The sequence below is a fragment of the Hahella sp. KA22 genome, assembly GCF_004135205.1.
Taxonomy (GTDB): domain Bacteria; phylum Pseudomonadota; class Gammaproteobacteria; order Pseudomonadales; family Oleiphilaceae; genus Hahella.
Genome location: NZ_CP035490.1, coordinates 3,362,581 through 3,388,206, shown reverse-complemented (window position 1 = coordinate 3,388,206; position 25,626 = coordinate 3,362,581). Strand labels below are relative to the sequence as shown.

The 25,626-nt window shown below is 53.8% G+C and carries 23 protein-coding genes; 11 read left to right on the top strand and 12 right to left on the bottom strand.

Annotation, left to right across the window (positions count from 1 at the left end; genetic code table 11):
* Positions 1-103: 103 nt before the first annotated feature.
* Positions 104-445, top strand: coding sequence for a DUF6488 family protein (locus tag EUZ85_RS15155; protein ID WP_127970086.1), 342 nt, complete (start codon positions 104-106; stop codon positions 443-445).
* A gap of 128 nt (positions 446-573) precedes the next feature.
* On the opposite strand, the gene gbpA is transcribed toward EUZ85_RS15155, so the two are convergent.
* Positions 574-2,022 (bottom strand): N-acetylglucosamine-binding protein GbpA, encoded by a 1,449-nt coding sequence (gene gbpA, locus EUZ85_RS15150; RefSeq protein WP_127970085.1) that lies wholly within the window; start codon positions 2,020-2,022, stop codon positions 574-576.
* 467 nt (positions 2,023-2,489) lie between these two features.
* On the opposite strand from gbpA, the gene EUZ85_RS15145 reads away from it, so the two are divergent.
* The 5 genes from EUZ85_RS15145 to EUZ85_RS15125 all read left to right on the top strand — a co-directional run bounded on the left by EUZ85_RS15145 (position 2,490) and on the right by EUZ85_RS15125 (position 6,940).
* Positions 2,490-3,125, top strand: a complete 636-nt coding sequence (locus EUZ85_RS15145) for a hypothetical protein (RefSeq protein WP_127970084.1) — start codon at positions 2,490-2,492, stop codon at positions 3,123-3,125.
* A gap of 210 nt (positions 3,126-3,335) precedes the next feature.
* A complete protein-coding gene (locus EUZ85_RS15140; protein ID WP_127970083.1) occupies positions 3,336-4,367 on the top strand; it encodes an NAD(P)-dependent oxidoreductase in 1,032 nt (343 codons plus the stop codon).
* Positions 4,368-4,403: 36 nt separating this feature from the next.
* A complete protein-coding gene (locus tag EUZ85_RS15135; protein ID WP_241567041.1) occupies positions 4,404-5,018 on the top strand; it encodes a peroxiredoxin-like family protein in 615 nt (204 codons plus the stop codon).
* A gap of 77 nt (positions 5,019-5,095) precedes the next feature.
* On the top strand, positions 5,096-5,569 hold the full coding sequence (locus EUZ85_RS15130) for a DUF2141 domain-containing protein (RefSeq protein WP_127970081.1): 474 nt from the start codon (positions 5,096-5,098) through the stop codon (positions 5,567-5,569).
* A 441-nt stretch (positions 5,570-6,010) separates the two neighbouring features.
* Entirely contained in the window at positions 6,011-6,940 is a 930-nt protein-coding gene (locus EUZ85_RS15125; protein WP_127970080.1) for a mechanosensitive ion channel family protein, read from the top strand.
* 12 nt (positions 6,941-6,952) lie between these two features.
* Here EUZ85_RS15125 and EUZ85_RS15120 read toward each other — a convergent pair whose 3' ends face one another.
* Positions 6,953-7,900: an AraC family transcriptional regulator gene (locus EUZ85_RS15120; protein ID WP_241567040.1), complete on the bottom strand. Its 948-nt coding sequence runs from the start codon at positions 7,898-7,900 to the stop codon at positions 6,953-6,955.
* A gap of 246 nt (positions 7,901-8,146) precedes the next feature.
* Here EUZ85_RS15120 and EUZ85_RS15115 point away from each other — a divergent pair, with 246 nt between their 5' ends.
* The 5 genes from EUZ85_RS15115 (at position 8,147) to EUZ85_RS15095 (ending at position 12,360) form a co-directional block, all read left to right on the top strand.
* Positions 8,147-9,139 (top strand): aldo/keto reductase, encoded by a 993-nt coding sequence (locus tag EUZ85_RS15115; protein WP_127970078.1) that lies wholly within the window; start codon positions 8,147-8,149, stop codon positions 9,137-9,139.
* Positions 9,140-9,355: 216 nt separating this feature from the next.
* A complete protein-coding gene (locus EUZ85_RS15110; RefSeq protein WP_127970077.1) occupies positions 9,356-9,784 on the top strand; it encodes a GNAT family N-acetyltransferase in 429 nt (142 codons plus the stop codon).
* A gap of 83 nt (positions 9,785-9,867) precedes the next feature.
* Positions 9,868-10,632 (top strand): hypothetical protein, encoded by a 765-nt coding sequence (locus EUZ85_RS15105; RefSeq protein WP_127970076.1) that lies wholly within the window; start codon positions 9,868-9,870, stop codon positions 10,630-10,632.
* A 385-nt stretch (positions 10,633-11,017) separates the two neighbouring features.
* The gene (locus EUZ85_RS15100; protein ID WP_127970075.1) at positions 11,018-11,344 is read left to right on the top strand and encodes a hypothetical protein; all 327 of its coding nucleotides are present in this window, start codon (positions 11,018-11,020) and stop codon (positions 11,342-11,344) included.
* Positions 11,345-11,664: 320 nt separating this feature from the next.
* On the top strand, positions 11,665-12,360 hold the full coding sequence (locus tag EUZ85_RS15095) for a hypothetical protein (protein ID WP_127970074.1): 696 nt from the start codon (positions 11,665-11,667) through the stop codon (positions 12,358-12,360).
* A gap of 71 nt (positions 12,361-12,431) precedes the next feature.
* Here EUZ85_RS15095 and EUZ85_RS15090 read toward each other — a convergent pair whose 3' ends face one another.
* From EUZ85_RS15090 to EUZ85_RS15045, 10 genes are all read right to left on the bottom strand, one after another.
* Entirely contained in the window at positions 12,432-13,040 is a 609-nt protein-coding gene (locus tag EUZ85_RS15090; RefSeq protein ID WP_127970073.1) for a BRCT domain-containing protein, read from the bottom strand.
* Between the two features lie 301 nt (positions 13,041-13,341).
* Complete coding sequence (locus EUZ85_RS15085) at positions 13,342-14,022, bottom strand: hypothetical protein (RefSeq protein WP_127970072.1); 681 nt, start codon at positions 14,020-14,022, stop codon at positions 13,342-13,344.
* The gene (locus EUZ85_RS15080; RefSeq protein WP_127970071.1) at positions 14,000-14,635 is read right to left on the bottom strand and encodes a L,D-transpeptidase family protein; all 636 of its coding nucleotides are present in this window, start codon (positions 14,633-14,635) and stop codon (positions 14,000-14,002) included. The genes EUZ85_RS15085 and EUZ85_RS15080 overlap by 23 nt, the downstream gene beginning before the upstream one ends.
* A gap of 225 nt (positions 14,636-14,860) precedes the next feature.
* The gene (locus tag EUZ85_RS15075) at positions 14,861-16,042 is read right to left on the bottom strand and encodes an NAD(P)/FAD-dependent oxidoreductase (protein WP_127970070.1); all 1,182 of its coding nucleotides are present in this window, start codon (positions 16,040-16,042) and stop codon (positions 14,861-14,863) included.
* Positions 16,043-16,164: 122 nt separating this feature from the next.
* Complete coding sequence (locus EUZ85_RS15070; protein WP_127970069.1) at positions 16,165-17,412, bottom strand: EAL domain-containing protein; 1,248 nt, start codon at positions 17,410-17,412, stop codon at positions 16,165-16,167.
* Between the two features lie 187 nt (positions 17,413-17,599).
* The gene (locus EUZ85_RS15065; protein ID WP_127970068.1) at positions 17,600-18,901 is read right to left on the bottom strand and encodes a HAMP domain-containing sensor histidine kinase; all 1,302 of its coding nucleotides are present in this window, start codon (positions 18,899-18,901) and stop codon (positions 17,600-17,602) included.
* Positions 18,898-19,599 carry a response regulator transcription factor gene (locus EUZ85_RS15060; protein ID WP_127970067.1) on the bottom strand — a complete coding sequence of 234 codons (702 nt, stop codon included), beginning with the start codon at positions 19,597-19,599 and terminating at the stop codon, positions 18,898-18,900. Before EUZ85_RS15060 ends, EUZ85_RS15065 begins: the two co-directional genes overlap by 4 nt.
* A 16-nt stretch (positions 19,600-19,615) precedes the next feature.
* Positions 19,616-22,801 (bottom strand): efflux RND transporter permease subunit, encoded by a 3,186-nt coding sequence (locus tag EUZ85_RS15055; RefSeq protein WP_127970066.1) that lies wholly within the window; start codon positions 22,799-22,801, stop codon positions 19,616-19,618.
* Positions 22,798-24,000 (bottom strand): efflux RND transporter periplasmic adaptor subunit, encoded by a 1,203-nt coding sequence (locus EUZ85_RS15050; RefSeq protein ID WP_127970065.1) that lies wholly within the window; start codon positions 23,998-24,000, stop codon positions 22,798-22,800. Before EUZ85_RS15050 ends, EUZ85_RS15055 begins: the two co-directional genes overlap by 4 nt.
* On the bottom strand, positions 23,997-25,361 hold the full coding sequence (locus tag EUZ85_RS15045) for a TolC family protein (protein ID WP_164887255.1): 1,365 nt from the start codon (positions 25,359-25,361) through the stop codon (positions 23,997-23,999). Before EUZ85_RS15045 ends, EUZ85_RS15050 begins: the two co-directional genes overlap by 4 nt.
* Positions 25,362-25,626 lie beyond the last annotated feature (265 nt).

The window sequence follows — 25,626 nt, the reverse complement described above, 5'->3', positions numbered from 1 at the left end:
GCCGGACTAGAATATTCGCTTCGCATTGATCTCCCCATATAGTGGCGCAGGCTTTGCGGTAAATGGAACTCACAACCGGATTCATCAATACACGGCGATCACTATGACCAAAACCAAAGCGTTTCTGCTAAGCCTCTCCCTGGCCTTCTCCGCCCTTCAGGCGCATGCTCACCCCAACCACGACAGGCTGCAGTCAATCCCTGAGGAAACCGCTCAGGATCGCGGAGATTTCGTCATGAAGAAGATGGTCGGAGCCAAGCGCCTGGACGCAAGCTGGACCCATGCGGAAAGAGTCGAGACTTTGTATATGGACAAAGGAGAAGAGCATCTCTGGCGGGTGAGCTATAAAAACTCCAGCGCCGCCGACGCGGTCAAGCAGACGTTTTTCATCTTCCTTGACGATAACGGTAATTACGTCACGTCTAACTACACGGGTCAGCCTTAACTACCAGTTTTCTATGGGGCGCAGACATGCCCCTTCCCTCTGATAAACCTTCGGTTCGCTGATAAAAAAAGCCCCGGCGCACGCAGCAACCGGGGCTTGAAATCAGGAATCGGAATTTCCTTAGTTGATTACTTCACCAACTCCCAGGCGTCGCTCCAATAAGCGCCCACGCCGGGCTCGTAGTGATTGGCGTTGTCGCTGTATACGGTGCACCAGCCGCTGTACGGGAATGGCTTACACCGATAGATCTTGCCGTCTTTGGCCAGAACGGTGGTTCCCGCCTTGTAAGCGCTCAGGCTTTCCGGGAATACGTAATCGTAATCGCCGCTCGGAGGCGTGTCGCCGCCGTCTTCCTTCAACAGGAAGCCTTGCGTCTTCTGCACCACTTTGCCGTCTTCGCTCTCGCCTTTGACAACCAGGGAATAAGCGCCAGCTTCGGCTTTGTCGATATCGATGCGGAAATTATGCGATGCGTTATCCACCTTGGCTTCACCGAAGCCAGCGGCGGAACCGTCAGGCGCATACACATAGCTGCTCACGTTCATCGCCGCGTTGGTGGACACAGTAAAGTCGATGGTAGCCATACCATTTTCGATCATGTACTCGCCTTGCAGGCCGCTCAGCTCAACAGCCGGATCAACGGGGCCATCATCGCCTTTGACGATTTCAATCTCGACGCGATCAACATCGCTGTCCGCCTTGCCGAATACATCATTGCGACCATAGGCGGGAACGATGTCGCCTTTGGCGTTCATCTTACCGGCGCGCAGCGCGTCGGACTCTTTGTTGATGGCGGTGGCCAACAGGAACGGCCACTTGTCTTTCTTGCCTTCATCCGCGGAGTTGATATTCAGCACGGTCTGCAGTCCAGGATTCTCGCCGTTGCGATCGAAGACGCGGGTTTTCACCTGGTCCCCGGTCTGTAGATCGATAGACGGGTTGATGTCGCCAATGTCGCGCCATTCTTGCGGTTCGGACGGATCACCGCCGCCACCGCCGAAATCAACGTCGATCACTTGGTAGAAACTGTTGACGGTGTCCCCTACATCCCAAACGCCCAGGATGACCTGATAGCCGCTGCGACTGGGTACGTTACACTCATGGGACAGTTCCGTGGGCGGACGCTGGTTATTGCCGTCGTAGCTACAGAACGGCTGCGCTTCGAACGAGTTGCGGGTCAGCGGCGCATTGGGATTCCAGCCCTCTTTGGTGATGTAGTAACGCCAATCGCGGGTGGCGTGATTGGCCGTGAAGCGCCACATAAAGGTATTGGAGCCGGCCTGGATTGGCGTTTTCTTCCAGCGGTTGACGGACTGCTCATCCAACTCGGAAAAGTGGGACACCCCTGCGCTGGCGATCTTGCCGTCGGCAGGGCCGCCTTCCGGATAGCGGTCAGGACCTTCTACACTCTGCGGCTCCCACTGAATAGCGCCGCAGTTAAGGTTTTCCCCCAGTTTACATTGGTAGGAACGGGACGCAGGCTTGGAGATGTAGCCGTGCGCGAGAACGTTTTGGGCGATGAAAGGCAAAGTTACCAGACACCCAAGAACGAGTTTCTTGGTATGTGCTCGGTTCATATTAGAGCTCCCCTTATTATCAATTGGTATAGTCCTTTCTTCAAGGAAGAGCAGGGATTTTATTACGCGTATATTTTGCGCAATATCGGCTATTTACCTCATTTTTGTAAGCCTCTAAAACTAAAGGACTAATAAAATCGCATTATGCTATTGGCATGCATTTAGATCACAAAACGACCATTACTGGTATTTAATTTTGCCGTTACGCGGCGCCGAGCCCAAGCGTTAGCGCCTCCCGCGCGCCAAGCTTTGTTTGAGCGATTCTGTTTCCCATATACGGGACAATAAACCCCTGTTTTCACATTGCTTTCGACATATCGAGCCGGTAATTTTTTAAACCAATCTGACGTCAAACAGAATGTTGAGCCACTACCGGAAACGACGCCTTCGTCGCCCGGGCATGGACAGCATAAACACCCGGTTAACCAGTGTTTCCTTAACCTGAAATTAAAATACGAGGAGTATTTATGTTCGATAAAGTGAAACGCCAGGCAGGCATGAGTTTCATGCTGTTGGCCGGGTTGAGCGCGGGCGCGGCCAATGTTTACGCGGACTCTGACTTCGACGGCGAGCGTCATCGTCATCATCGTTACTTTGAAGCGGAATTCGGCTTCACCACCGACCAGACCTGCGTACGCAGTTTGCCGCAGGCGCCGGGCACTGTTTCCATTGATCCGGATACCCGTCAGTTGCTGGTGGACGCGCAAGTGGTCGACATGAGCGGAACCGGCGTGATGACGTTCAGTAAGGACGGCACCATGACCCTCGAACAAGGCTTCGCTTCCGAGATGAACAAGGGCAATCTCAGCGTCGGCGCCATGCCGATTCAGGACGGCTTCTCACCTTACTGCGAAGGCACTTACGAGCTGAAAGCGCAGAACCGTATCTCGGTGGCGTTCAACTGCGTCATCGACGTACCCGCCCAGGGGGCGACCATTCATGCAGGACCGGTGTTCGCAGACGGATTTATCGCCCGCGGCGGCCGCAGCATGTCGCTGAACCTCAAGCAAAACGTGCAGACGCTGACCGTCGACTTGCCGGGAACCTCCATCGAGTTCCAGCGTATGTGCCTGCAACGCTTTGCTTTAGAAAAAATTAAGTAGCAGTGGATTAACGAATAGAAATGAGCCGGTAATTCATTTCCTGCTCAAAAAACGACATAGTCCAAGTCCCGACAGAGGCGTATCATCGAACTGTAGTTCGGGAAATGAGCGGTCAGGACAACAACGCAGCCCCGCCGGATAGTCACTCTCCTCGACGACAAGAGGCGCGTGGCGATTCGGCGGGGCGTCATAGCAAACAAGGAGACTGTCATGGACACAGGACCAAAAACGCGGGTGCTGGTTACCGGCGCGACTGGCTTTTTGGGAAGCAACGTTATCAAGGCGCTGATGGCTCGCCCGGATGTTGAGCCCATCGCGGCCTGTCGCACCCCGTCAAAACTGATTCCCCAATTCAAAGGCGAGATACGCAGCGGCGACCTGCTGGATGCGGCTTACCGCAAAGCCATGGTGCAGGACGTCGATGTGGTCTGCCACACCGGCACCTGGGGAGCCTTCTGGGGACACGCCGCTCTGGAGCGCACCCACTTTTTCGAACCTGCAGTGGACATCGTTGATCAATGCATCAACGCCGGCGTGAAGCGCTTTCTGCTCGCCAGCACCGTCGCTATCGCGGGCATCCGCAAGGACGGCAAACCCCAGGACGATTTTTCCGAACCCCGCTACACCGGCTACTGGCCGCACGTCGACAAACTGATCGACGTGGATAACTACATGCACGAGAACAGCCAGCGTGGCACGCAGATGGTCAATATGCGTCTGGGCCACTTCGTCGGCAAGGGCAATCACCTCGGTATGGTGCCTGCGCTGGTGCCGCGTCTGCGTACATATATGGTGCCCTGGTTGTCCGGCGGACGCAGTCGTATGGCGCTGGTGGCGGATACGGATCTCGGCGAATCTTTCGCCCTGGCTTCCGTGGCGCAGGGATTGGACAACTATGAGTCTTTCAATATCTGCGGCAAGGACTTCCCCACCACTCGGGAAGTATTTGAATTTATCTGCAAGGAAACTAACTCGCCCAAGCCGATTTATAGCGTGCCGTACTTCGCGGGCTACGCCTTTGGCTGGTTGATGGAGACGCTGTTGCCCATTCTGCCGGGCTCTTCCCCGTTCCTCACCCGTTCTCTGGTGCATGTGGCGGAAGACTGGCTGTGCCCCACTGATTACGCCCACAAAAAAATCGGCTATACGCCACAAAAAGACTGGCGCGTCGCAGTAAGCGAAGCGCTCGCTGAACTCAAGGAACAAGGCTACCCCTGGCCGCATCTGTCCCAGGCCGCCTGATTCCACAGCATGTCGGACAATAAGGAACACACCGCCGTGAAACCAGGATTAAAAAACAAAATCCAGGCGGGCGACCTCGTCGCTCCCAAAACATTAACCACCATCAAAGGCCAGCCCACGCAATGGCCGGACCCGGAACGACTGGTTCATTTACAGTTCCGCCGCTTCGCCGGCTGCCCCTTTTGCAACATGCATATGCGCGCTATGACGTTAAGGCATACGGAGCTGGTCGCTGCAGGCATACGGGAAATAGTCATCTTTCACTCCAGCGAAGCCTCCATGCAGCCATTCCAGGGAGACGCGCCTTTTGACGTCATCTCCGACCCGGAGAAGAAGCTCTACCAGGAGTTTGGCGTGGAGAAATCTTTGCGCGCCCTGATGGACCCACGCGCCATCGCCGCCGCGATCAAAGGCGGCGCACGCAAGATGAAAACCGCCAACCCGGATAAGGGCGAGAGTCCGCTGGGATTGCCGGCGGATTTCCTGATCGCGCCGGATGGCTCCGTGGTCGCCAGCAAATACGGCGCCCATGCGTACGACCAGTGGTCCGTAGACGATGTATTGGAGATGGCGCGGGGCTTTTATGCCGGCGCATCAGCGCAATCGGAGCCAGCAACCTCCCCTGCGCCCAAGAATGCAACCGCCCATTAATGCGGCGATTGCATTAACGTTGTTGCGGACAAATAGAAGACCGCTATTGATCTGCAGGAAATAAGGAGGAGCAAACCATGCGCACCCCAACATGGAAGCAAGTCAGACTCTTTGCGCAACTCGTCGCAGCAGGCTGTCTGGCCGGGCTGAGCCTAACGACAGCCCTGGCGGCGGATACGCCCACCGGATCGATCGAAGTGCAGTTGCAACATTTGCAGAATAACGAGGGGGGTCTGATGGTGCATTTATACAACAACGCCGACGGCTTTCCCGACACGCCCGCCAAGGCGTCCATCAAGCTGTATGTGAAGCCCACCGACACTGGCGCTCACGCCACTTTCGCCAATGTGCCTTACGGCGTCTATGCGGTGGCGGTGTGTCACGACGCCAACAGCAATGACGACTGCGACGCCAATTTTCTGGGCATCCCCAAAGAAGGCGTCGGCGTTTCCAATAACGCCAAAGGCTTTATGGGACCGCCCAGCTTCGACAAGAGCAAGTTCACCTTGCAAGAGCCGTCCAAGTTAGTGTCCATTGATTTGGACTATTAGCGCGGAAACGTTTGGCATTTTTTCTCGTTCCGTTGCGACTACGCCCGGCAGTTTTTCGCCGGGCTGATTCGTGTAGCGCCACTCGCCTCAAGTTTAAATTTAGTGTCCTGCAAGCATTAAACTTTCCTCATAATCCCCTTATTCCATCCTCTTTTTCCGTTTCTGCAACGGGCCTAGTCTGATTGGCGTCTGGCGAAATTACGTTAACGGGCCAAACTATAAGTATCGTAGCGGTTTCTGAAGCGGCGCCCGGCGACCTCCAGCGTTGTCTAGTCGCAAAGAAGACCCAGGCGATTAACGCCGTTGGCGCTTATGCCCCTGTATTTAAAATGAATTATTGATGAATACCCTAATATTAATTCGCGAGAAAATGTTGCAGGCTGTGAGCTTTCACCCAGATCAACATCAGCGTTAAAAACAGAGAGGATAAAGAGCCGCAAAATGCTGGAAAGTTTCAAAAGTCTGATCGATATTGCGTCCACACGAGGAGTCCCCGCCACGGTAACGCTGCTGATTGCGTTAGCGTTGTTGCGTTGGGTGATTCACCGTCAGATCAAGCGCAATAACTCGCTGTCCGAAGACTTCAAGCTGCGCTGGTCCAATATCCTCAAAAACTCAACTTATCTGATTCTGATCATCGGCCTGATCCTGATCTGGGCGCCGCAGATTCAGACCTTCGCCCTGTCACTGACTGCCTTCGCCGTGGCCATTGTCATCGCCACCAAGGAGCTGATTCTGTGCGTCAGCGGTACGCTGCTGCGGGCGGGCAACCGTCAGTTCGCTGTGGGGGATATTATCGAAGCCGGCGATTATCTGGGCTACGTGGTGGATCAAAACCTGATCACCACCACGTTGAAAGAGCTGAACCGGGATTTCTATTCCAGCACGGGCAAGACCGTGGTCATCCCGAACAGCCTGTACCTGAGTTCGGCGATCAAGAATCACTCGGTATTACGCCCTTATGTGATTCATAGTTTTTGCATTACTACAGAGCCGGACTTCCAACGTTCTTATGAATACTCCCTGAGAATGAAGGAAGCGCTGGATAAATACTGGAGCGAATTCCAGAAAGAGAACAAGGATTTCATTCCTTTGATCCGCAGCCGTCGACTCATATTGCAGGACGTGATCCCGAAATTTCGTTTCACCACCACGGACGTGGCCAAGCATAAATTTGTGGTGACGCTACCGTGCCGCGCCGACGCCCGACTGCAACAGGAGCAGATGATTAATATGCTGTTGTTCGCGCCGCCAGTGGAGAACAATGAAGAGACGAGCCAGGAAACCGTGCAGACGGAAGCTTTACCCTCTCCAGATCAGCAAGCGCCGGAAACGCTTCCTGACGCGGCGCTAGTGCGCACCACCATCTAGCTAGCCTCCACTCTAGACTTCCATCGCCGCTCCCAGATTTCTGTCCCGGGGCGGCGCGCCAAATAGACGCTTAAATTCCCTGCTGAACTGCGACGGGCTCACATAGCCCACTTTCATCGCCGCCGTACTGGCGTTAATGCCGCCTCTCGCCAACAAATTGCGGGCCTGATGCAGGCGAATGCTCTTCAGATACTGCAACGGCGAACAGTCCGTCACCGCTTTGAAGTTATGGTGCAAGGTGGAGGGACTCATATTGGCCGCCCGCGCCATCGTATCAATGTCCAAAGGCTGGTCGTATTGCTGATGGATCATATTCAGCACTTTGGCGATCTGCGCCACGCGACTGTTATGATTGGCCGCGGCGCGAAGCGTCTCGCCGCGATCGCCGCATAACACACGGTAATAGATCTCACGCAGAATCTGCGGCCCCAGGATCTTGGCTTCCGCCGGGTCCGAGAGCACTTTCACCAGACGGATACAGGCTTCAATCAAGGTATCGTTGAGGGGCGTCGAGTAGATACTTTTGGGGATGTCGCCGGAGGTGCGGGAGGGCGCCTCGCCCATATCGATCAACAGATCATTCAGCGCCAGAGCATCCACCAGGATGCGCAGCCCCAGCAAAGGCGACTCCGGCGAGGCGTCATAGATTTCGCACTCAAACGGCAGCGGTACAGACAGCACCAGATAGTTATAGGCGTCGTAAGTGTAGGTCTGCTCCCCCACATATCCGCGCTTGCCGCCCTGCCCCACGATGACGATGGCCGGTTCGTACACTACCGGCTGCCGCGGCGACGGTTTAACGACCCTGAAACTGGTGACCTCCGGCAGTGGCGTCTGATTCACGCCTACCTGCGTGGCATGCTGATCCAGCAGCTCGACGAACAGGCTCTTGTTATGGGCGTCCAGACAGGCTTCGATGCCGGGCTTCGACTCACGGTTGTATATGATTTTATCGCTCATCGCCATCTCTCCCATGTCATTCTCCGGGATGCGCCATCGTTGAATTCGGTATAAAAATTCTATCAGGCCCGAACGGCCTGCGCCCCTATTGATCGCAATATACGACAGAATCAGGCAAGGACGCCGTAGAATCGTGCATTCAGTTTACGCCTGCCATCTCCTAGCATGAATAAACGTCGCCCACTAAACGGGCCCTTTAGCGACGACGCCACATCCATGAGTGAACAACCGCACAGGGAGACAGATATGAACGATTCATCACGATTAGGCAAGGTCCAGTTAGGCTCCAGCAACCTGTTTGTTTCCCGCCTGGGATTGGGATGTATGGGACTGAACGCCTTCTACCGGCCGTTTGACGGCGCTGGCGCGCACGACGAAAAGGAATCCGAACGCTTTCTACGCCAGGCGCTGGAAATGGGCATGAACTTCTTCGACACCTCAGACTTCTACGCTGCGGGCCGCAACGAATCGCTGGTGGGCCGCGCGTTGAAGCCGGTGCGTGAACAGGCCATCATCGCCACCAAGTTCGGCATCACCTGGGATGAAGCCACTCAGACTCGCGGGATTAGCGGGCGTCCGGAATATGTACGCCAATGCTGTGAAGACAGCCTGCGCAGATTGGGAGTAGATGTCATCGACCTTTACTACTATCACCGCATCGACCCGGAAACGCCCCTGGAGGACACTCTTGGCGCCATGGCGGAACTCGTCAAAGAAGGCAAAGTGCGACAACTGGGCATCAGTGAGGCGACCGGGGAGCAAATCCGTCGCGCTCACGCCGTACACTCCATCGCCGCCGTACAAAACGAGTATTCATTGTGGAGCCGCGAACCGGAAGCGGACGCTCTGCCCGCCTGCCGGGAATTAGGCGTGGCGCTCGTGCCCTACAGCCCTCTCGGGCGGGGTTTCCTCACCGGAAAAATCGCGACAGGCAACGCACTGAGCGAAGAAGACTGGCGCCGCAACAATCCCCGTTTCAGCGACGAAGCCATTGAGGCCAACAAGAAGTTTGTGGATGTATTGGCCGCCATCGCCCAGCGCCATAACGCCACCGCCGCGCAAATCGCACTGGCCTGGCTGCTGCGCCAGGGCGAAGACATCATCCCCATTCCCGGCAGCAGCCGCCTGAGCCGCTTACAGGAAAACCTCGCCGCCGCAACTCTGCAACTGGATGCGGAAGACGTGGACCTGATTAACGCCAAACTGCCAATGGGCTCTACGGCGGGTTCCAGGTACTAACTTATCTTCATGCCCGACAGTTTCGTCAAAGTAAACTGTCGGGCCCATTACTCAACTCCCATCTTCTTAATCATAAGCCGTCGACAAAGATTAATTATTCCGAAGAGTTTAAACACAACCGACTATCTTCTTCCGAAATAACGCCTCTACTGATACATTTCACTGGCCCATTTTTTAACGGTCAATGTCAGTCAAATCACGGCTCAAGGAGCGCACATGCAGGGCTACAGAATCAGTACGAATTTGGATGAGATGGATTTGGACGTCATCCACAGCTTTATCTCCACCAGTTATTGGGCCAGCGGCATTCCCAAAGAGCTATTGGGCAAAGCCATCGCCAATTCTCTCTGCTTTGGCGTTTTTGATCCGGATAACAAACAGGTTGGCTTCGCCCGTCTGATCACCGACAAAGCCACTTTTGCTTATCTGGCGGACGTTTTCATACTCGACGCCCACCGCGGCAAAGGCTTGAGCAAACTCCTGATGACCCAGGTCATGGACCACCCCGATCTGCAGGGATTAAGGCGTATGATGCTGGCCACGCGAGACGCCCACGGCCTCTATTCCCAGTTTGGTTTCACCCAAGTGCCGAATCCAGACATCCTGATGCAGGTTTGGAAGCCTGAAATATATGAAGGACTGTAAGTAATAGCACCGTTCCACTTCCAATTGAGACTTTCAGCGCTCACACCGTTGGTGTAGGCGTACAGCATATAAAGGCGACCGTCATGAACCTGAAATACATCGATAGCCCTAGCGAAGACTTCTTGTGCGAACGCTACCGCGTCACTGAAATCAACAGCTTTGAAGAACTACTCACTACGTATCGCGAGCTGACGGCCAGCCATCCTGACCACCGCTTCCTGCTGACGCTGGATGACCTCGGACAAGCCTGCTACACCTCCATGCATTCAAAGCTGTCCCATGACCTGGACAATACGGATGGCTTTGATTTATCCAAACTCCCGCCGGAATGTTTCGAGGAGGGTGAGCACAAAGGCTATCTGAGCCACAAAGACGAGTTTCCAATTCGCCGGCGCAACATGGAAGCCAAGCTCAAAGAGCACACCCTTGCCAACGTCATCGAAAAAGGCGTCAGTCTGAATGAAGACGCCCCCGAAGACATCGAAGACGTCAATGCAGACCTGTTATCCATACTCGACGCGGAAACCTACTTGCTGAAAGTCCCAGTCACCGCCAGCCACGAAGCGATTTTCGCCTTTCCCAACGGCTACTTCACCTGTGACCTGAATCCATTTGAAAACGTGGTGCTCGCCAAACACCTGGACGACCATTTCGGATACCAACTGATGGGACTCGGCGCCTCCTACCTCGCATTCCTGAAAACCAAACCGCTCGACCACAACGCCATACAAAAACTGATCAACACACTGGATCAAATCTATCGCGATGAGTTTGATGACGAAATGAAGGAAATGCTTCGTCGGATTATTGCCAACAGTCCAGTTTTGGTTTTAAAATATACGGAATAGATTCAGGTTGAACAGCCACGCCCCCTCATTCAGTTTTCCACAGATAATGGCCTCATAATACTGCATTGGAACCAGTTCCCAGGTATCCCAATACCGCACTGGCCAGGTACGCCAAACTGAAGAGGAAAAGATCAACGACGGCGATTTAATACAATCGCCCTTTACGATTATTAGTTTCAATGTGCGAGACATTGCCCCCTAATCCCTATAAGACAATGAACTTGAAGGGAAGCATAAATTGTCGAGGGAAGTTATCAGAAAAAGCTAGAACAGAAAATTTTTCAGCTCATAGAACGGAATCAAATAAAGTTATATCTTACTATGGGCTAGCGCCAAGCGTTACAGTTTCCCCTATTTCTGTTTAACAATACAAACGGGCTCTATTATGTTTGAACGATCAGGCGTCAACTGGAATGGATATATCAGCGGCTCCTGCCCAGTCCTAGGTTGCGGTATTGTTGACAACTACCCATGGTACTTCAGAGCGCGCGGCGATTCATGGTCAATGGAAATCGCGGAGGATCAGAGCATTGACTGTGAGTGCCTGCCGCTAGTGGGCCCTTACCCAGGCTGGCTTATAGAAGATTCGTGGGGGAAATGGCCTGAGGCTGGCTATATGGAGGCGGCTGTAGCATGGGAGCTAATAGAAAGGGTCTTTGAACAGTTCAGAAACAATGAGCTTCCGTATATTGTTGGCGACCAGACTGACTAACGGCTGTAAAAACATTCGTACTAAAGTTCTAGCTATATACCGGCGGCAGTGATGGAAGTACCTCGTCAATCTGTTCCGACCAACCTTTCTCCCAGTATAGCTGGCGGGCTCGTTTATCGGCTCCATATCTTGCCCCGTTCATCCAATGGAACGTACCGGGTCGATCATAACCAGACGTTCCTTTAGCAAAACATCGGATGCGTGTGATGCATGGTAGATGCCTCAGCACTATCCACCTAACGCGCTTTAATTGCCAGCGTAGTTTACTAAACTAAATATGCGCGACGCCTCCACCAAGCAGCGACTCGGTAGGAATGTCTATGAAAGTCCTTTCTGGAATCTGGTTTCTCGTCTGTGTAATAACGTCCGCCAGCGCGGCGTCGGAACCGCAAGAGGTTCTGAGAATCGGAGCGAACGATGAGATCGCGCAATTGTATGCGCCTTATCAGAGATTCGTTGAAGCCGCTTTTCGGGATACCCCTTGGAGTATCGAGTGGGTGAACCTTCCTTTGGCGCGCTCCATACGCGCCGCCAATGAGGGCAGTATTGACGGCGATTTCATAAGGATTAAAGAGGTGACGGAGATTTACAGCAACTTAGTGGCCATACCTTGGCCACTGAATCACCAGCGCTTTTATCTGTATATACCGACCTCATTGGACTGCCCCGACACGCAGAACATAGACCAATTAGTAGTCGGAAAATTATTAGGCATCTCCGCATACGATCACTTTCCAGAAAACATCAAGAGGAATATGGTCTTTTCCCCCAATCTGGAGTCTTACGTGAACATGGCGATGGCTCACCGTATAAGCGGTATCGCCATCACCGATGGTCACTATAAAAAGATCAAAAGGAAATTCGATGTTGATTTCAAGAAGTGCAACGACCACATGCTATATGAAGCCGTTACTTATATGATGCTCAATATTAAGCACAAAGAAAAAATCCCTCAGATAGTAGAGGCTTTTTCAAAACATGTAGAACTTCTTCCAGCTGAAGATCGGGTGCAATGAAACAATCTTTATAAAGCGTCCATCGTATTTAACCTTTCATCAACCTTGCACCCAACATATCCATCATCCAATTACATACATACTGACTGAGCCCAGTGCTGTTCAGTAATAATTACAATGGGAACGCCATTATTCCTATACGTCATGGCCTTCTCAATTTTCCGCCCAAAATTTTCATGAACCCAGCTATCCTTCACATAGGTTCCTATCACCAGATAATCCAGTGATTTCGTAACGTTTTTGGCAATCTTGCCTCCACGCGCCACAGTCGCTTCCTCGCATTGTTCCCGCGTCCCAAGCGCACAGGTTCCGCTAAAAAGAAACGATCGTCCCTGAAAAGTAATGGGCGGCATAGGTTCAATAATAGGCAGTCTGGTTGCTTTAGCGACCTCGCCGAGATAGGACTCATCGCCAGAGATTCTTTTCAGAACACTTAGAAGCTCGGAGGACTCTTCTCTATCCAAAACACCGTCTTCCAACATAATGCTAACTCTATCTAACAGGTTAACGATAATTGGATTGTCAGAAGCGCTCCTGCTCTGCACCAGCCAAGTTTGCAGAAACTCCGCTTCCGCCTGTTCAACCTTTCCATCGGCGACAATGCCTTTACTCAGACCGATCAGTGTATCTATTTGCCTGTCCTTAATTTTATTCAGATTGAATTCGGTGAAAATATCCATAAATATTCCCTCTCTAAAATGATTGAAACTTAAGGCGCGAATATTTCTAAAACTGAAAAGCGGCCATACGCCAATGGATAATATTCAGATTATCCCCTGCACTCGCGATAATAGTATTCTATCTTTTGTAAAGACATTAAGTGTCGCTAAAAACAAGGACAACGCCCAAAAAAGTAGGCATCTAACTAGATCAACGCAAACTGAAGGCCGCAACCGGATCGATCCAATACAGCTTTTAGCAAAGCGCTTTTTAGATTAGCTTTTAGGCGTCAGTGTGGTAAAAACAGTTTATGCTTGGTAGTCAGAAACCTACCAAGCATAAATCAGAAACTACTTCCTTGGTGGAAAGGGATTTTAATAATTTCCCTGAGGCCGTATCGATCGCAAGATATCGGAGTGCTCCTGCTTTCCTCTCTTGAATGATTAATACCCCGTTACAAACTTTAGGGGGAGTATTTCGCCAATTGGCATTCACACTCCATTTCTTGAATACTGAATAACAACTTCCAGTTCCGTTGGCAACTTTAGCCATAGGAGTAGGATTACACGCAATAATGTCTTGGCTAGTGGAGACTATTATCGAGTCGGGTTTAAATGTCAGGTCAGTTAGCTTCCAGTCATTGCCGTCAAGCTGAAACGCACTACCCTCTGAATCTACTATGTATAAGTCGCTTTCATACTCAAAAAACTGCTCGACCATTGCAGTGAGAGGCCAGCTTCTTTTCTCCTTCAAACTGCTACCGACAAATACAATATACGGGTAATTCACGCTATCCTTATCAATTTTGAAACCAGCCAAATAAATACCATTGGGAGTTTCAAACGCAGAGTAAGCATTTTGAAGCTCTGTAGAGATTGTGACTCCATTGCTTACAACGGAGCCATCGTACCTCCAGTCGAATGACTGTTGGGCGCAAGCAGTTAGAGAAAGAAAGAGTGTCGATGTAAAAAAAGCTAATCTAAAATTTTTCATGGTATTCATGGACTATAAAACGTGTTCCTTGTTTAAATGCACTCAAACTCATTAGTTTATCTCTATCTCCAGGTTTGAGATGAATACAGCCGTGTGAAGGAACCAAGTTAACAGATAATCCACGTGCGGTCCTTGCTTCATCAATAGGAGTGGTGTGAAACATCTGGCCTGATAGAACTTCTTTCCCATCCAGCTTGTTGTTCTTGTTCGTATCTTTGTACCAACGAATCGCCACTGGTCCAAAATCGTTGAAGACCCACTTATCAGGAACCTTGTTTACACTATAAAGATCAAAATACTGCTTAATGATTTCGTTTCTTGACAGGCCAAGATCATTCTTAACAGATGCCCACATTCCATTGGACATTTGGTACCAAACATCGTTTTTTCCCGGCATGTCTTTCAGAGGAGTTCCCCATTTTAGCCGAGATAATAACCAAGAAGGAGTATGATAAGGATGGGCTTTATCTATTACATATTCGCCAGCCCAAGTCGGCTCTTCAGGCATACGAGGATCGCTCCCAATAGACGCAGGCCCTCCCATTGCCTCGAATTTTGCAATAACCCTGGCTCCGTTTAGTACCACGAGGAGGTGTTGTCCCGGATAGAAATGAACTTCCATATTAGTAACACTTTTCTGTAAGAATTTGAGCTTTAATTATTATTGAGGTGAGCTTAAATCTACATGACGTAAATGACCTAAGCCGCAACGCATAACACAATCCTATTTGAAGAATGAACACTCCTTAAAGCCCTTTTTACACTATCCGTATACGTCTATTCATACAAAACTGGTGGAGAATAGGCGTCATTTGATGCTTTCGCTACTTATAGTCCATTGCGCAATTCACACCTCCCCACCCGCCGCAAACCCGGACGCCCAGGCCCACTGGAAGTTGTGGCCGCCCAGGTGGCCGGTGACGTCGACGACTTCGCCGATGAAGTAGAGGTTGGGGATGTCTTTGGCGGCCATGGTTTTGGAGGAGAGGCAGTCGGTGTCGACGCCGCCCAATGTGACTTCAGCGGTGCGGTAGCCTTCGGTGCCGTTGGGTTTGATCTTCCAGCTTTTCAGGGCGTCGGCGACTTCCTGTAGTCGTTGGTTGGAGCATTGCTGGAAGGTTTCGCTCCAGTTTTTCCATTCGGTGAAAATCTGCGCCAGTCGTTTGGGAAGCTTGGCGTTGAGGTAGGTTTCCAGGCGTTTGTTGGGCGATTCCTGCCGCCAGGCTTTCAGCTCCGCCAGCACATCGTCGTCCGGCAGTAAATCGATTGTGATATCCTGACCGGGTTTCCAGAAACTGGAGATTTGCAGCATGCTTGGGCCGCTGAGACCACGATGAGTGAACAGCATCGGTTCTTTGAAGGTCACGTCATTAACGCTGACGGAGACCGGACAACTGACGCCGGACAAAGGCGCGAAGCGCTGCAAATCTTCCGGCTGCAACGTGAACGGCGCCAGTCCCGCCCGCGTCGGCAATACCCTAAGGCCAAACTGTTCCGCGATTTTATAACCGAAGGGCGATGCGCCCAGCGTGGGAATCGACAGCCCGCCGCTGGCGATTACCAACGACTCGCATTGAATAACGCCGCTTGAGGTTTGCAGACGGAAGCCTTCGCCGTCCTGCTCCACTGCATCAATGCTGCACTGCAGACGAATTTCCGCGCCGGCCCAGTCGCATTCGGTCAGCAGCATATTGAGAATATCTTTACTGCTCTCGTTGCAAAACAACTGCCCAGGCGTTTTTTCATGATATTCAATGCCATGGCGCTCCACCCATTCCACAAAATGCTGAGGGGTATAGCGTCTTAGCGCAGAGATGCAGTAGTGGGGATTATTGGATAAATAGTTGGCCGGCGTGGAATTCAGGTGGGTGAAGTTGCAGCGCCCTCCCCCGGACATAAGAATTTTCTTGCCCGCTTTATTGGCGTGATCCAGCACCAGGACCTTCCTGCCGCGATATCCTGCGGTAATCGCGCACATCAAACCGGCGGCGCCGGCGCCAATTATGACCACATCTACTTTTTCAACCACGAAAGACTCCACACTGACTGTCTGCAAACCAGCGCATTGTAAGCCTCTCAAGCTCTTCCGACGAATTTATTTATGTAGTCTTGGCAAGGTATGAATTAACGTAAAGGCGCGCGAACGCCTTTCTATTGGCACAGGTAACGAATATCCGCCAACAAGGTCCGCTCGCTGTCCAGCACCGTACTGATGGTCTGGCACAAAAAGCCGGTGTTGGTGTCCCGGTACGGTCGCGAATTGATGACTCGCCGTTGCAACAGACGCTCAATCGCCAACATCTGATAGAAATAAGGTCTGGCCGCCCAGTTCACCCCTTGATTGCCCATATGCTGCAGCCAATGTGCGCCATCGCTATCCCAGTCAAAGTTGGGCGTGATTTGCACTCCGGTGTGATCGCAGATATAAAACCGCAGGAAGCCTTCCGGCGGGTGCGGCAGCGCGCCTACAAAGTTCTCATGGCGCAGCACGCAGTCCTTGATATCGAGCACGCATTTTTCCATCTGATGGATGTAGTAAATGTGTCGGCGCTCCTCTTCCACTTTGCGATGGATAAAGCTCTCCAACAACATACCGACTTTCGACTGCGGCGCATCCGGCGCCAGGAAACGCTCCAGCGCCGGGTTAAAGATGTAACCCTGAATGTAACGGGCGCCGCATTCCATGGCGAAACGGAATTCGTCCTCCGTCTCCACCCCTTCGCAGATGATCTGACTGCCCGCTCGCTCCGCCAGGTAACCGACAGACTGCACAACTTCGCCGGAAATGCCGCCCCGCGCCGCGCGCTTGAACAGACGCATATCCAGCTTAATAAGATCCGGCTCCAGAGAAATGATGCGGTTCAATTGCGAATAGCCGGCGCCGAAATCATCAATGGCGATTCGCATGCCCGCGCGCCGGTATTCAGCCACCTGCTCCACCAGCGCGGCCTCGTCGCCGCCGTTCTCGGTAAATTCCACCACCACACGCTGCGGATCAATGCCAGCTTCATGAATCATGCGGATCGTGGGAACCTGCTCTTCGTCGCAATTTTTGCGCATCCATTCGGGGGAAATGTTGAGAGTGAGGAAACAATCGGGAGGGAGGGTTTGAGCGGTTTCTAGCGCCTGCTTGCGCACCATGCGGTCAATATTCAAAAGCCGCCGTCGGTCAACGCCGGGATCGGAGAATAAGGGCCCGGCGGACGTCACCGTACCGTCATCGCGTCGAATGCGCGCCAAAGCTTCATAACCCGCCACCATTCCCCGGTTAATATCGACGATAGGCTGAAAAAAAGGGAGGTACTGATTACGTTCAGGTTGGACCCCGTCACAGGGCTCGTTTGGGACTCCATCGGGATCTGTCCGCAAACTCGATATGCGCTTCGCAACCGAATCCATTTTTACTCCGAAAGTAAAGAAGGAGGCCAGTAGTACAGCCGATTAGGTTAGGCCATTTGATCATAACCTACTGTAAAGGTTTGAATATTTAGGTGTACTTTAGTAACTGCCACGCTGTCTGGGCAATTTATACTGTGTAACATCCATATTGCAAGGCGGCGCTCCAACATACGGAGAAAAATAAACTCTATTTAATCCGCACCCCTTCAAACCTGAGTTCCACTCGCATCCCATCCGGTCGGCGCTCGATTTGCAGCGACCAGGCCATGGCTTCCGCAATTTCCTGACAAAGCTTGAGGCCAATGCGATTACTTTCCTCCCGCTCTGTTGCGTCAGAGTGCCCATCCACCTCTTCGTCAACGTTGAGAACAACCAGGCTGTTCTCATTCAGCGTCACAGTGACGGAACCTGCTGCGGTGTGCTGAAACGCATTGCGAACCAGATTGGCGGAGATGATGGTCCAGGGCGTAATAGCTATCGGCGTCACACATGTTTGCGGAACTTCCAGAGTGACAGACACCTGTTTGCTGTGCAGCAGATAGCGATGAAAATCAATCTGCTCCCGAATCGCCGCCGCCAGATCCTCATCGCGGCGAGGCGCGCCTTCCCGTTGCTCCCGTCCCAGCCACAGAAGCGTTTCTGTCATGCTTTGCATGCCATAGGCGGCGCGCTCGATACGCGCCAGCGACGGGGTCAGTTCTTCCGGCGGATTGCGGCGTTGCAGCAGCTCGACGTTGTTGCGCACCACCGCAATAGGCGTGCGTAGCTCATGGCTGGCGTGCCGTAAAAAGTCCTTTTCCCGCTGCAGAGCGGTGCGTAGCCGGGCGAAAGCGCTGTGCAATTTCTCAGCGATATCCGAAAATTCCGCGAAACCCATCTGCGGCGGCTTTTCCGTCAGGGTATCCAGATTCAGGTTATGCGCCCAATGCGCCAACCGGTCCACACGTCGCCCCACATACAGCAAAAACAGATGTGTGAGGATGATAACGCTCAGGATCACCGCAAGCGCCAGAATGACCTGACTCACGCGAATGCGCCAGATCTGATGGCGCACGTCATGCTGCAACGCGCCCGGCGTAGGATGCCGGGTGATGTAGAGCCATTCGTCGTTCGACAGATGAAAAGGAAACAGGAAGTAGATATCCCGCGGAGCTTTCGGCTCTGAGGTTTCATTGCGAAACAGGACCTCCAGATTGGCGGAAACCAATTCGGACTGATCTAGCCGCGATTGATAGGGCTCAGGCACCTCGGACCAGTCCCGATAAGACTGCACATACAGACCTGACGGCAGTTCCGCCTCAGGATTATTGGCGAGACGCTGATCGTAATCCTGCGCCAGAAAGTACATCTCCACCGTCATCGCCTGCTCCAGGCCACGTCCAAAGTATTCTTTCAGCAACAGGGTGTAGATGATCACAATCAGCGTTGCGATTCCCAACAGGTAATAACGAAAAACCCGTCTGACGCCAAACTCTTTAGCGAATTTCAAAGCGCTGCCTCTCCGTCGCGCTCCGCCTCACCGCAACGGACGCCCTGCCCCGGCACGGTATGAATCAGCGCGCTGGCGAAGGGTTTGTCCACCGCCATGCGTAATTTATACAAATGCACTTTGAATGCATTGCTGTCCGGCGGCGAATCCGGCCATAACAACTGTTCCAGATCGCTCTTGCTCACCACGCCCGGGCTGTGTCGCATCAGCTTTTCCAGCAACTGCCAGCCTGTCGGCGTCAGCGTCAACGCTTTACCCTCGCGCCGCACCTGCCGCTGATCCAGATCCATCTGCAACGGCCCCACCGTCAACAAACGCGCCTGGCCGCTGCGGCGGCGGGACAACGCCTGCAAACGCACAATCAACTCCGCAAAGGCGAACGGCTTCACCAGATAATCATCGGCGCCGGCGCGAAAGCCTTCCACCTTGTCATCCAGGGTGTCCCGCGCGGTGAGCATCAGCACCGGGGTATCCACGCCCTCTTCTCTCAGTTTGCGACACATGGCCAACCCGTTCATGCGCGGCATATTGATATCCAGCAGCATCACATCGTAAGCGTTGGCCCGCGCAAGATTAAAGCCCGCCACGCCATTGGCGGCGTGATCGCAACTCATGTTCTCCAGCGCCAGATAATCCAGCACGGTGGTGGCCAGATCGATATCGTCCTCCACCAGCAGCACTCGCAAATGGCCGCTCATAGTCTTTTTCCCATCATCAAACCGCTTCATCAGGCGCGCCCAACACCGCACTGGCCAGGCTGTTGTCGTCCGCCTGATGGCGTCGTCCGCCAATCAGGCTGCGCATATCCTCACTGATAGCCAGCAATACCGGAATCAACACCAAAGTGATGACCGTTGCGAAAAGTATACCGTATCCCAGCGCCACCGCCGCCGGGATGAGGAATTGCGCCTGCACGGACGTTTCATATATCAATGGGGCCAGTCCCACGAAAGTGGTGCTGGAAGTCAGCAAGATCGCGCGCAAACGGCTGGCGCAGGCGTGCTTCACCGCCTCTTTGACCGCCATGCCGCTCTGACGCGCTTCATTGAATTCCGCCACGATCAGCAAACTGTCGTTCACCACCACGCCGGATAACGCCAACACGCCAAACAGAGATAGCAGACTCATGGAGATACCCACCATCCAGTGACCCAGAATCGCCCCCACCACGCCAAACGGAATGGCGGTCATGATAATCAAGGGCTGGCCATAAGAGCGCAGGGGAATCGCCAGCAGCGCATATATGCCGAACAACGCCAGGGCGAACGCCTTGATGAAAGAGGCGCTGGTTTCCGCCTGCTCCGTGGCTTCGCCGCCGAAATTGACAGTCAGTCCCGGGTAATCCAGTTGCAGTTTGTGCAACTCGCCGTTCTGCAGCACAGTGAGAATCTCTTGAGGCGACGTGATGTTTTTGTCTACGTCCGCCGTCACCACCGCCACCTGTTTACGATCCACCCGGGTAATCTCGTTGGCGACATAGGACGACTCCAGTTTCGCCACGCTCAGCAGCGGCAGCACGCGTCCGTCATCAGTGCGCACGCGGGCGTTGACCAGATCGTCCACATGACTGCGATCACTGGAGGGATAACGAATCTTCACTTTCACTTCGTCTTTACCACGCTGAAAGCTCTGCGCTTCATATCCCTGGAAGTTCTGCTGCACTTGGGCGGACAACTGCGCCGTAGTCAATCCCAACGCGCGCCCGGAATCAGTCAGTGACAGCGTAATCTGCGGCTGCCCGACTTTGAGGGTGCTCTCCATATTCTCCACCCCGGCGTACTCTTGCAGCGCAGCGATCAGTCTGTCATTGGCCAGCGTCAGAGTTTCGTTATCGTTGGAGGCCAGCTCAACACGCAGGTCTTCCGGTCCATCAAACGCAGTGATGAACTTCACTGCCCGCGCGCCTTCCACTGCGCCGACTTTTTTCTGCCACAGGGCGGCCACTTCGTCGATAGTCAGAGCGCGCTGGCTCTGCTCCGCCAATTCGGCGGTGATAGACACGTCGGTCTCCGACGCCACCCTCACCTGCAGGTTGGCGATGATCGGCGTCGCCATTTGCTTTGACTCGATCAACTCAGCGTTCAGATCCTGCGCCGCCTGCTCAATACGCAGCGCCTCGCGCTGGGTCAGGCCATATCCGACATCGTCCTGCATGGTCAGTTGCACGTTGATGACATCCCCCGGCACATTAGGGAAGAACACAAAGCGCACCGCGCCCGAGGGTATCAGCCCCGCGACGACGATGAACAACGCCAGCATCGCCGCCAGCGTGGCGTAACGGTATTCCAAAAGCACATGCAAAGCGCGGCGATAGTAGCGATGGGTGAAATGCTCCAACCCCAGACGCACTTTCTCCTGCACCGCTTCCAGCCAGCGCGCGGCGAAGTGCTTGCGTCCCTGCTGTTTCTTTTCCCGCACATGGGCCAAGTGAGCCGGCAAAATCAGCTTGGACTCGATCAGGGAAAACACAAGACAGAAAATCACCACGATGCCGAACTGGGCGAATAACTGTCCCATCTTGCCTTCCACCAATTGCAGGCCGGCGAACGCCACGATCGTAGTCAACACGCCAAAGGTGGCGGGAACCAACACGCGCTGTACGCCACGGATGGTGCTGGCCACATTAGCGCCGCGCTGGCTTTGCTCGGTATGAATGCTTTCACCGATCACCACCGCATCATCCACCACGATACCCAGCGCCATAATGAAACCAAAGGTCGTGAGCGAATTGATAGTCATGGCGGACAAACCATCCCCCATCAAAAATACGGCGCCGGCAATTGAGATCGGAATGCCAGCGGCGACCCACAGGGCCACACGGAAGTTCAAAAACAACGCCAGTAGAACCAGCACCAGCAGAATTCCCTGGAAGCTGTTTTTGTACATCAGATTCAAGCGATCCACGATGGCGCTGCTTTTGTCATACCAGGTCGCGCTGGAAACGCCCTGCGGCAGGTTTTCACGAAACGCTTCAGTAATCTGCGCAGCTCGTTCCGAGACCTTCATGATATCGGAGTCGCCGACCATCTCCACTTTCAGCGCGATAGAAGGTTCTCCGTTGAAGCGAGACAGCACTGGCGTGTCGTCATAGGCGTCATTGACCTCGGCGATGTCTCCCAAAGTAATACGCGCGCCGTTGGTCTGTTCTTTCACCACGATGCTTTCGAAGTCGCGACGACGGTATTTCTGATCGTCCGCCTTGATGACAAGATAACCATCCGCACTGCGCAGTTCGCCGCCGCTGCGAATCAGCGATGAGCCGTTGATCGCATTGGAAACCTCCGCCAACGTCAAACCGTATGATTGCAGACGGCTTTCACTGATCTCCACCGTAATTTCCGGCGTGCGGTCGCCATAGGTGGTCACCCGTTTGATTTCAGAATCCGCGAGCAGTTCGTCCCTTAACTGGTCCGCCAGATCCTGCAGCACATCCTGGTCAGCGTCGCCATAGATCTGCGCCCAGATGGCGTGATCCACATGCTCAGCCTGACTGATGACGGGCTTTTCCGCCGCTTCCGGCAGGTTCTTGATGGCGTCCACGCGGATCTTGACGTCCTGATTAAGCTTATCAAGATCGTAATCGCTCTCTTTCTCAATGGTCACTGTCACCGACGAGGTGGAGGACTGACTGGTAATCTGCTTGATGCCCTGCACGCTTTGCAGGGCTTCTTCGATCTTGATGGCGACGCCCTCTTCCGCCGCTTTGGCGGAGCCGCTGGAGTAGCTGACGCTGACGGTGACTTCATCCGGCGGCAAGGAGGGAAAGCCTTCCTTGCGCAGTTCAAATGCGGTCACTGCGCCAGCCAGCAGAATCACCGCCATCAATAAGTTGGCGGCGACGGGATTACTCACAAACCAGGCGACCCAGCCGCCGCCGGCGTTGAACTGTTTGGAGCTCATTGCGCAGTCTCCCGCACCGGGTGGACTTGCGCGCCCGGCGTATAACCCGCCAGCGGATTACGCACCACCGCCAGGGTCGCGGCGCTTTCCGCTTTCACATAAATGGATTCATCGCCAGCGAACAGGATTTCCGGAGTTTCCCGCGCCAGCTTGTCGTCCTGATCCACGTACCACAGATAGCCGCCGGCAGTGACCGCCGAGGCCGGCACCTTCAGCACATCAGCCATATCCACGCCACGAATGTCAGCCTCAACAAAGGAGCCTGGCAGCAACATGGTTTCCTGTTGCAAGGGCTGCTGCACTTCCACCAACAACCCACGCAAACGAGTGGAGGCGTCGATGTAGTTATCCAGACCGACTACCTGAGCGCTCCAGGTCGCACCGTCGTCGTCAATGGAGCGCAGGATGACGGTTTCCGGCAAGCCCTGTTGCAGCATTCCCCATTGTTGCTGGGTCAGAGACAGACGCACCTGAACCGCTTCCACGGAATACAGCGTCCCAGCCTCAGAGCCTACGTTGACGTAATCTCCCAGGGCCAGGCTACGGCTGACCACCACGCCATCGAATGGCGCTATCACCCTGGTGCGCGCCAGATTGTTGCTCGCCTGCTCCACCGCCGCCTGCGCGGCTTCGAACTTGGCTTTGGCGCTGGCCAGTTGCGGTTTATGCAAGGTTAAGTCCGATGCCGGCGTTTTAATGCCGGAACGCTTCCAGTCTCTTTCCGCCTGCTCGGCCTCGCGTTGCTCCTGTTGCAGCGCGTAATCGGCTTCGGCGAGCGTCTGTTTGGCGCTGGCGAGCGCTGCGCGATAATCGGTGGCGTCGATAACGAACAGTAATTCCCCTTTGGTGACTTGCGCTCCTGCGGTGAATGCTTTTCCCACTTCAGTCACTTTGCCGGCCACATCCGCTTTTAGCTTCAGCTCATACTCTGGCGTCGCTTCTCCATTCAGCGTGAGCTGGTAGGGGTAGGCGCCAGGGGTGCTTTCAATCACCGTCACTGCAGGTAAACTTTGGTGCTTCTCACTTTGCATCGGCGCAGGCTTGTTGTTGATAGCGTAGGCGGTCGCCCACAGCGCCAGAGGAATCGTCGTCAGGGCCAGTAGAGACACCCAGATTTTCTTGCCGCGGCGGGCTTTGGCTCCGATATTTTGCGACGGGGTCGCAGAGGCGTCAGAGGTAGGTTTTACAATGGCGTTCATAGTGTCAGTCCAAGGGCCAGGCCCAATGTAATACGGTTGCTCATACGGTCGCGGCGCGTTTCCAGTAATTGGTTCTGGGCGTCGAACAGACTGCGCTGCGCTTGCAATAAATCAGTGATGTCGGCCAGGCCTTGAGAGTAAAGTTCCTGGTAGTGATTGAGGCTGGACTCGGCGTGTTCCCTGGCGCTTTGATAGTGAGTTTGCTGCGCGCTCAAGCGACGCTCGCTTTCCAATGCGCTTTCCACTTCATTGAGCGCGTTCAGCAGGGTTTCCCGGTAATTCCACCAGGCCCGCTCCGCCACACTGGCCTGCGCGTCCGCATTAGCTTTGATTTTTCCGCCGTTAAACAAAGGCGCCGTCATTGAGCCAAGCAGACTCCAGGCCGGACTTTGCTGGAACAGGTCGCTCACGCGCTCTCCACTGTCGGATAAAGAGGCGGACAAAGAAAAACCTGGCAGCAGGTTCTTGTAGGCTGCACTGGCGCGAGCGTCTTCCGCCAGAATTCGACGATAGGCGGCCTTCAAATCCGGTCGCGCGCCGATCACCTGCATAGGCGTGTCCGCCTGCGGCAACGTCACCTCCGGCAAGATTTCTGTAGTTTGATTCGGCGTTTGCGGCAGTCTTCCCAACAACACATTCAGCGTACGCTGACGGTCATGAAAGGTTTGGCTCAATTGCTCCAGCTGAGCTTTGGCGTTGGCGGTGGATAAACGGGCCGCATCCAGATCGGCGAGGTCGCCAAGTCCGTTCTGAAAACGCTCAAGGATAGTGGCTTCGGTGAGTTGCAGACTGTCTAAGCGCGCTTTTTGAATGTCCAACCGGCTCTGGTCAGCGGACAAAGCAATCCAGGTCTGCATTACCTGCGCCGCCAGAGAGGCTTTGGCGGCGTTCAAGTCTTCTTCCGCAGCGGCATAGTCAGACTGTGCGGCGTCGCTTTGATCGCTGAGACGCCCCCAAATATCCAGCTCCCAGGACAGGTTCAAGCCAGCCGAGTACGTGCTGCGGGCGTCGACCTCGTCGCTTCCTGAGCGCTCGCCTTTGCCGCTGGCGGACACTTCAGGTATGCGGGAAGCGTTCTGCGCTGTCAGGCTGAACCCGCTTTCACGCAAACGCAGCGCCGTCTGCCGCAAGTCAGGATTGGCCTGCATGGCCTCCTGCAACAGACCTTGCAACTGCGCGTCGGCAATCAGGTCTGTCAGACTATCCAGCGAGACGCCCTCACCCAGCGCCTGATCCCAGGCGGCGGGCGTTTCTAAGTTTTCCAGGTTGCCTGCCTGCTTAACCGGCGTCAAACTGCAGGCGGTCAACGACAGCAGCAACGCAGGAATAATGCATCGTTTGAATTGAAGTACTACGGACAATTTCGTCGACCCCGATATGATTGATACGACAATGGCGACATCCTATCGGGAAACGGGTTAACGGCCGGTTAACGCTGGCGTGGATACCGCAGAAATAGCGGATGCGCCGCCAAAGCCGATCAGATTCATCGTTTCAGCGACTGATCAAGCCTTTTCGAATAAGCAGAAGGATTCAACATGTTATTATTAATCCGGCAGACAAATAGCTTCCTTCTATTTGTCTGCAACGACAGGGCCTGCACAGGTCAGGCCCTGTCTCCCGCGG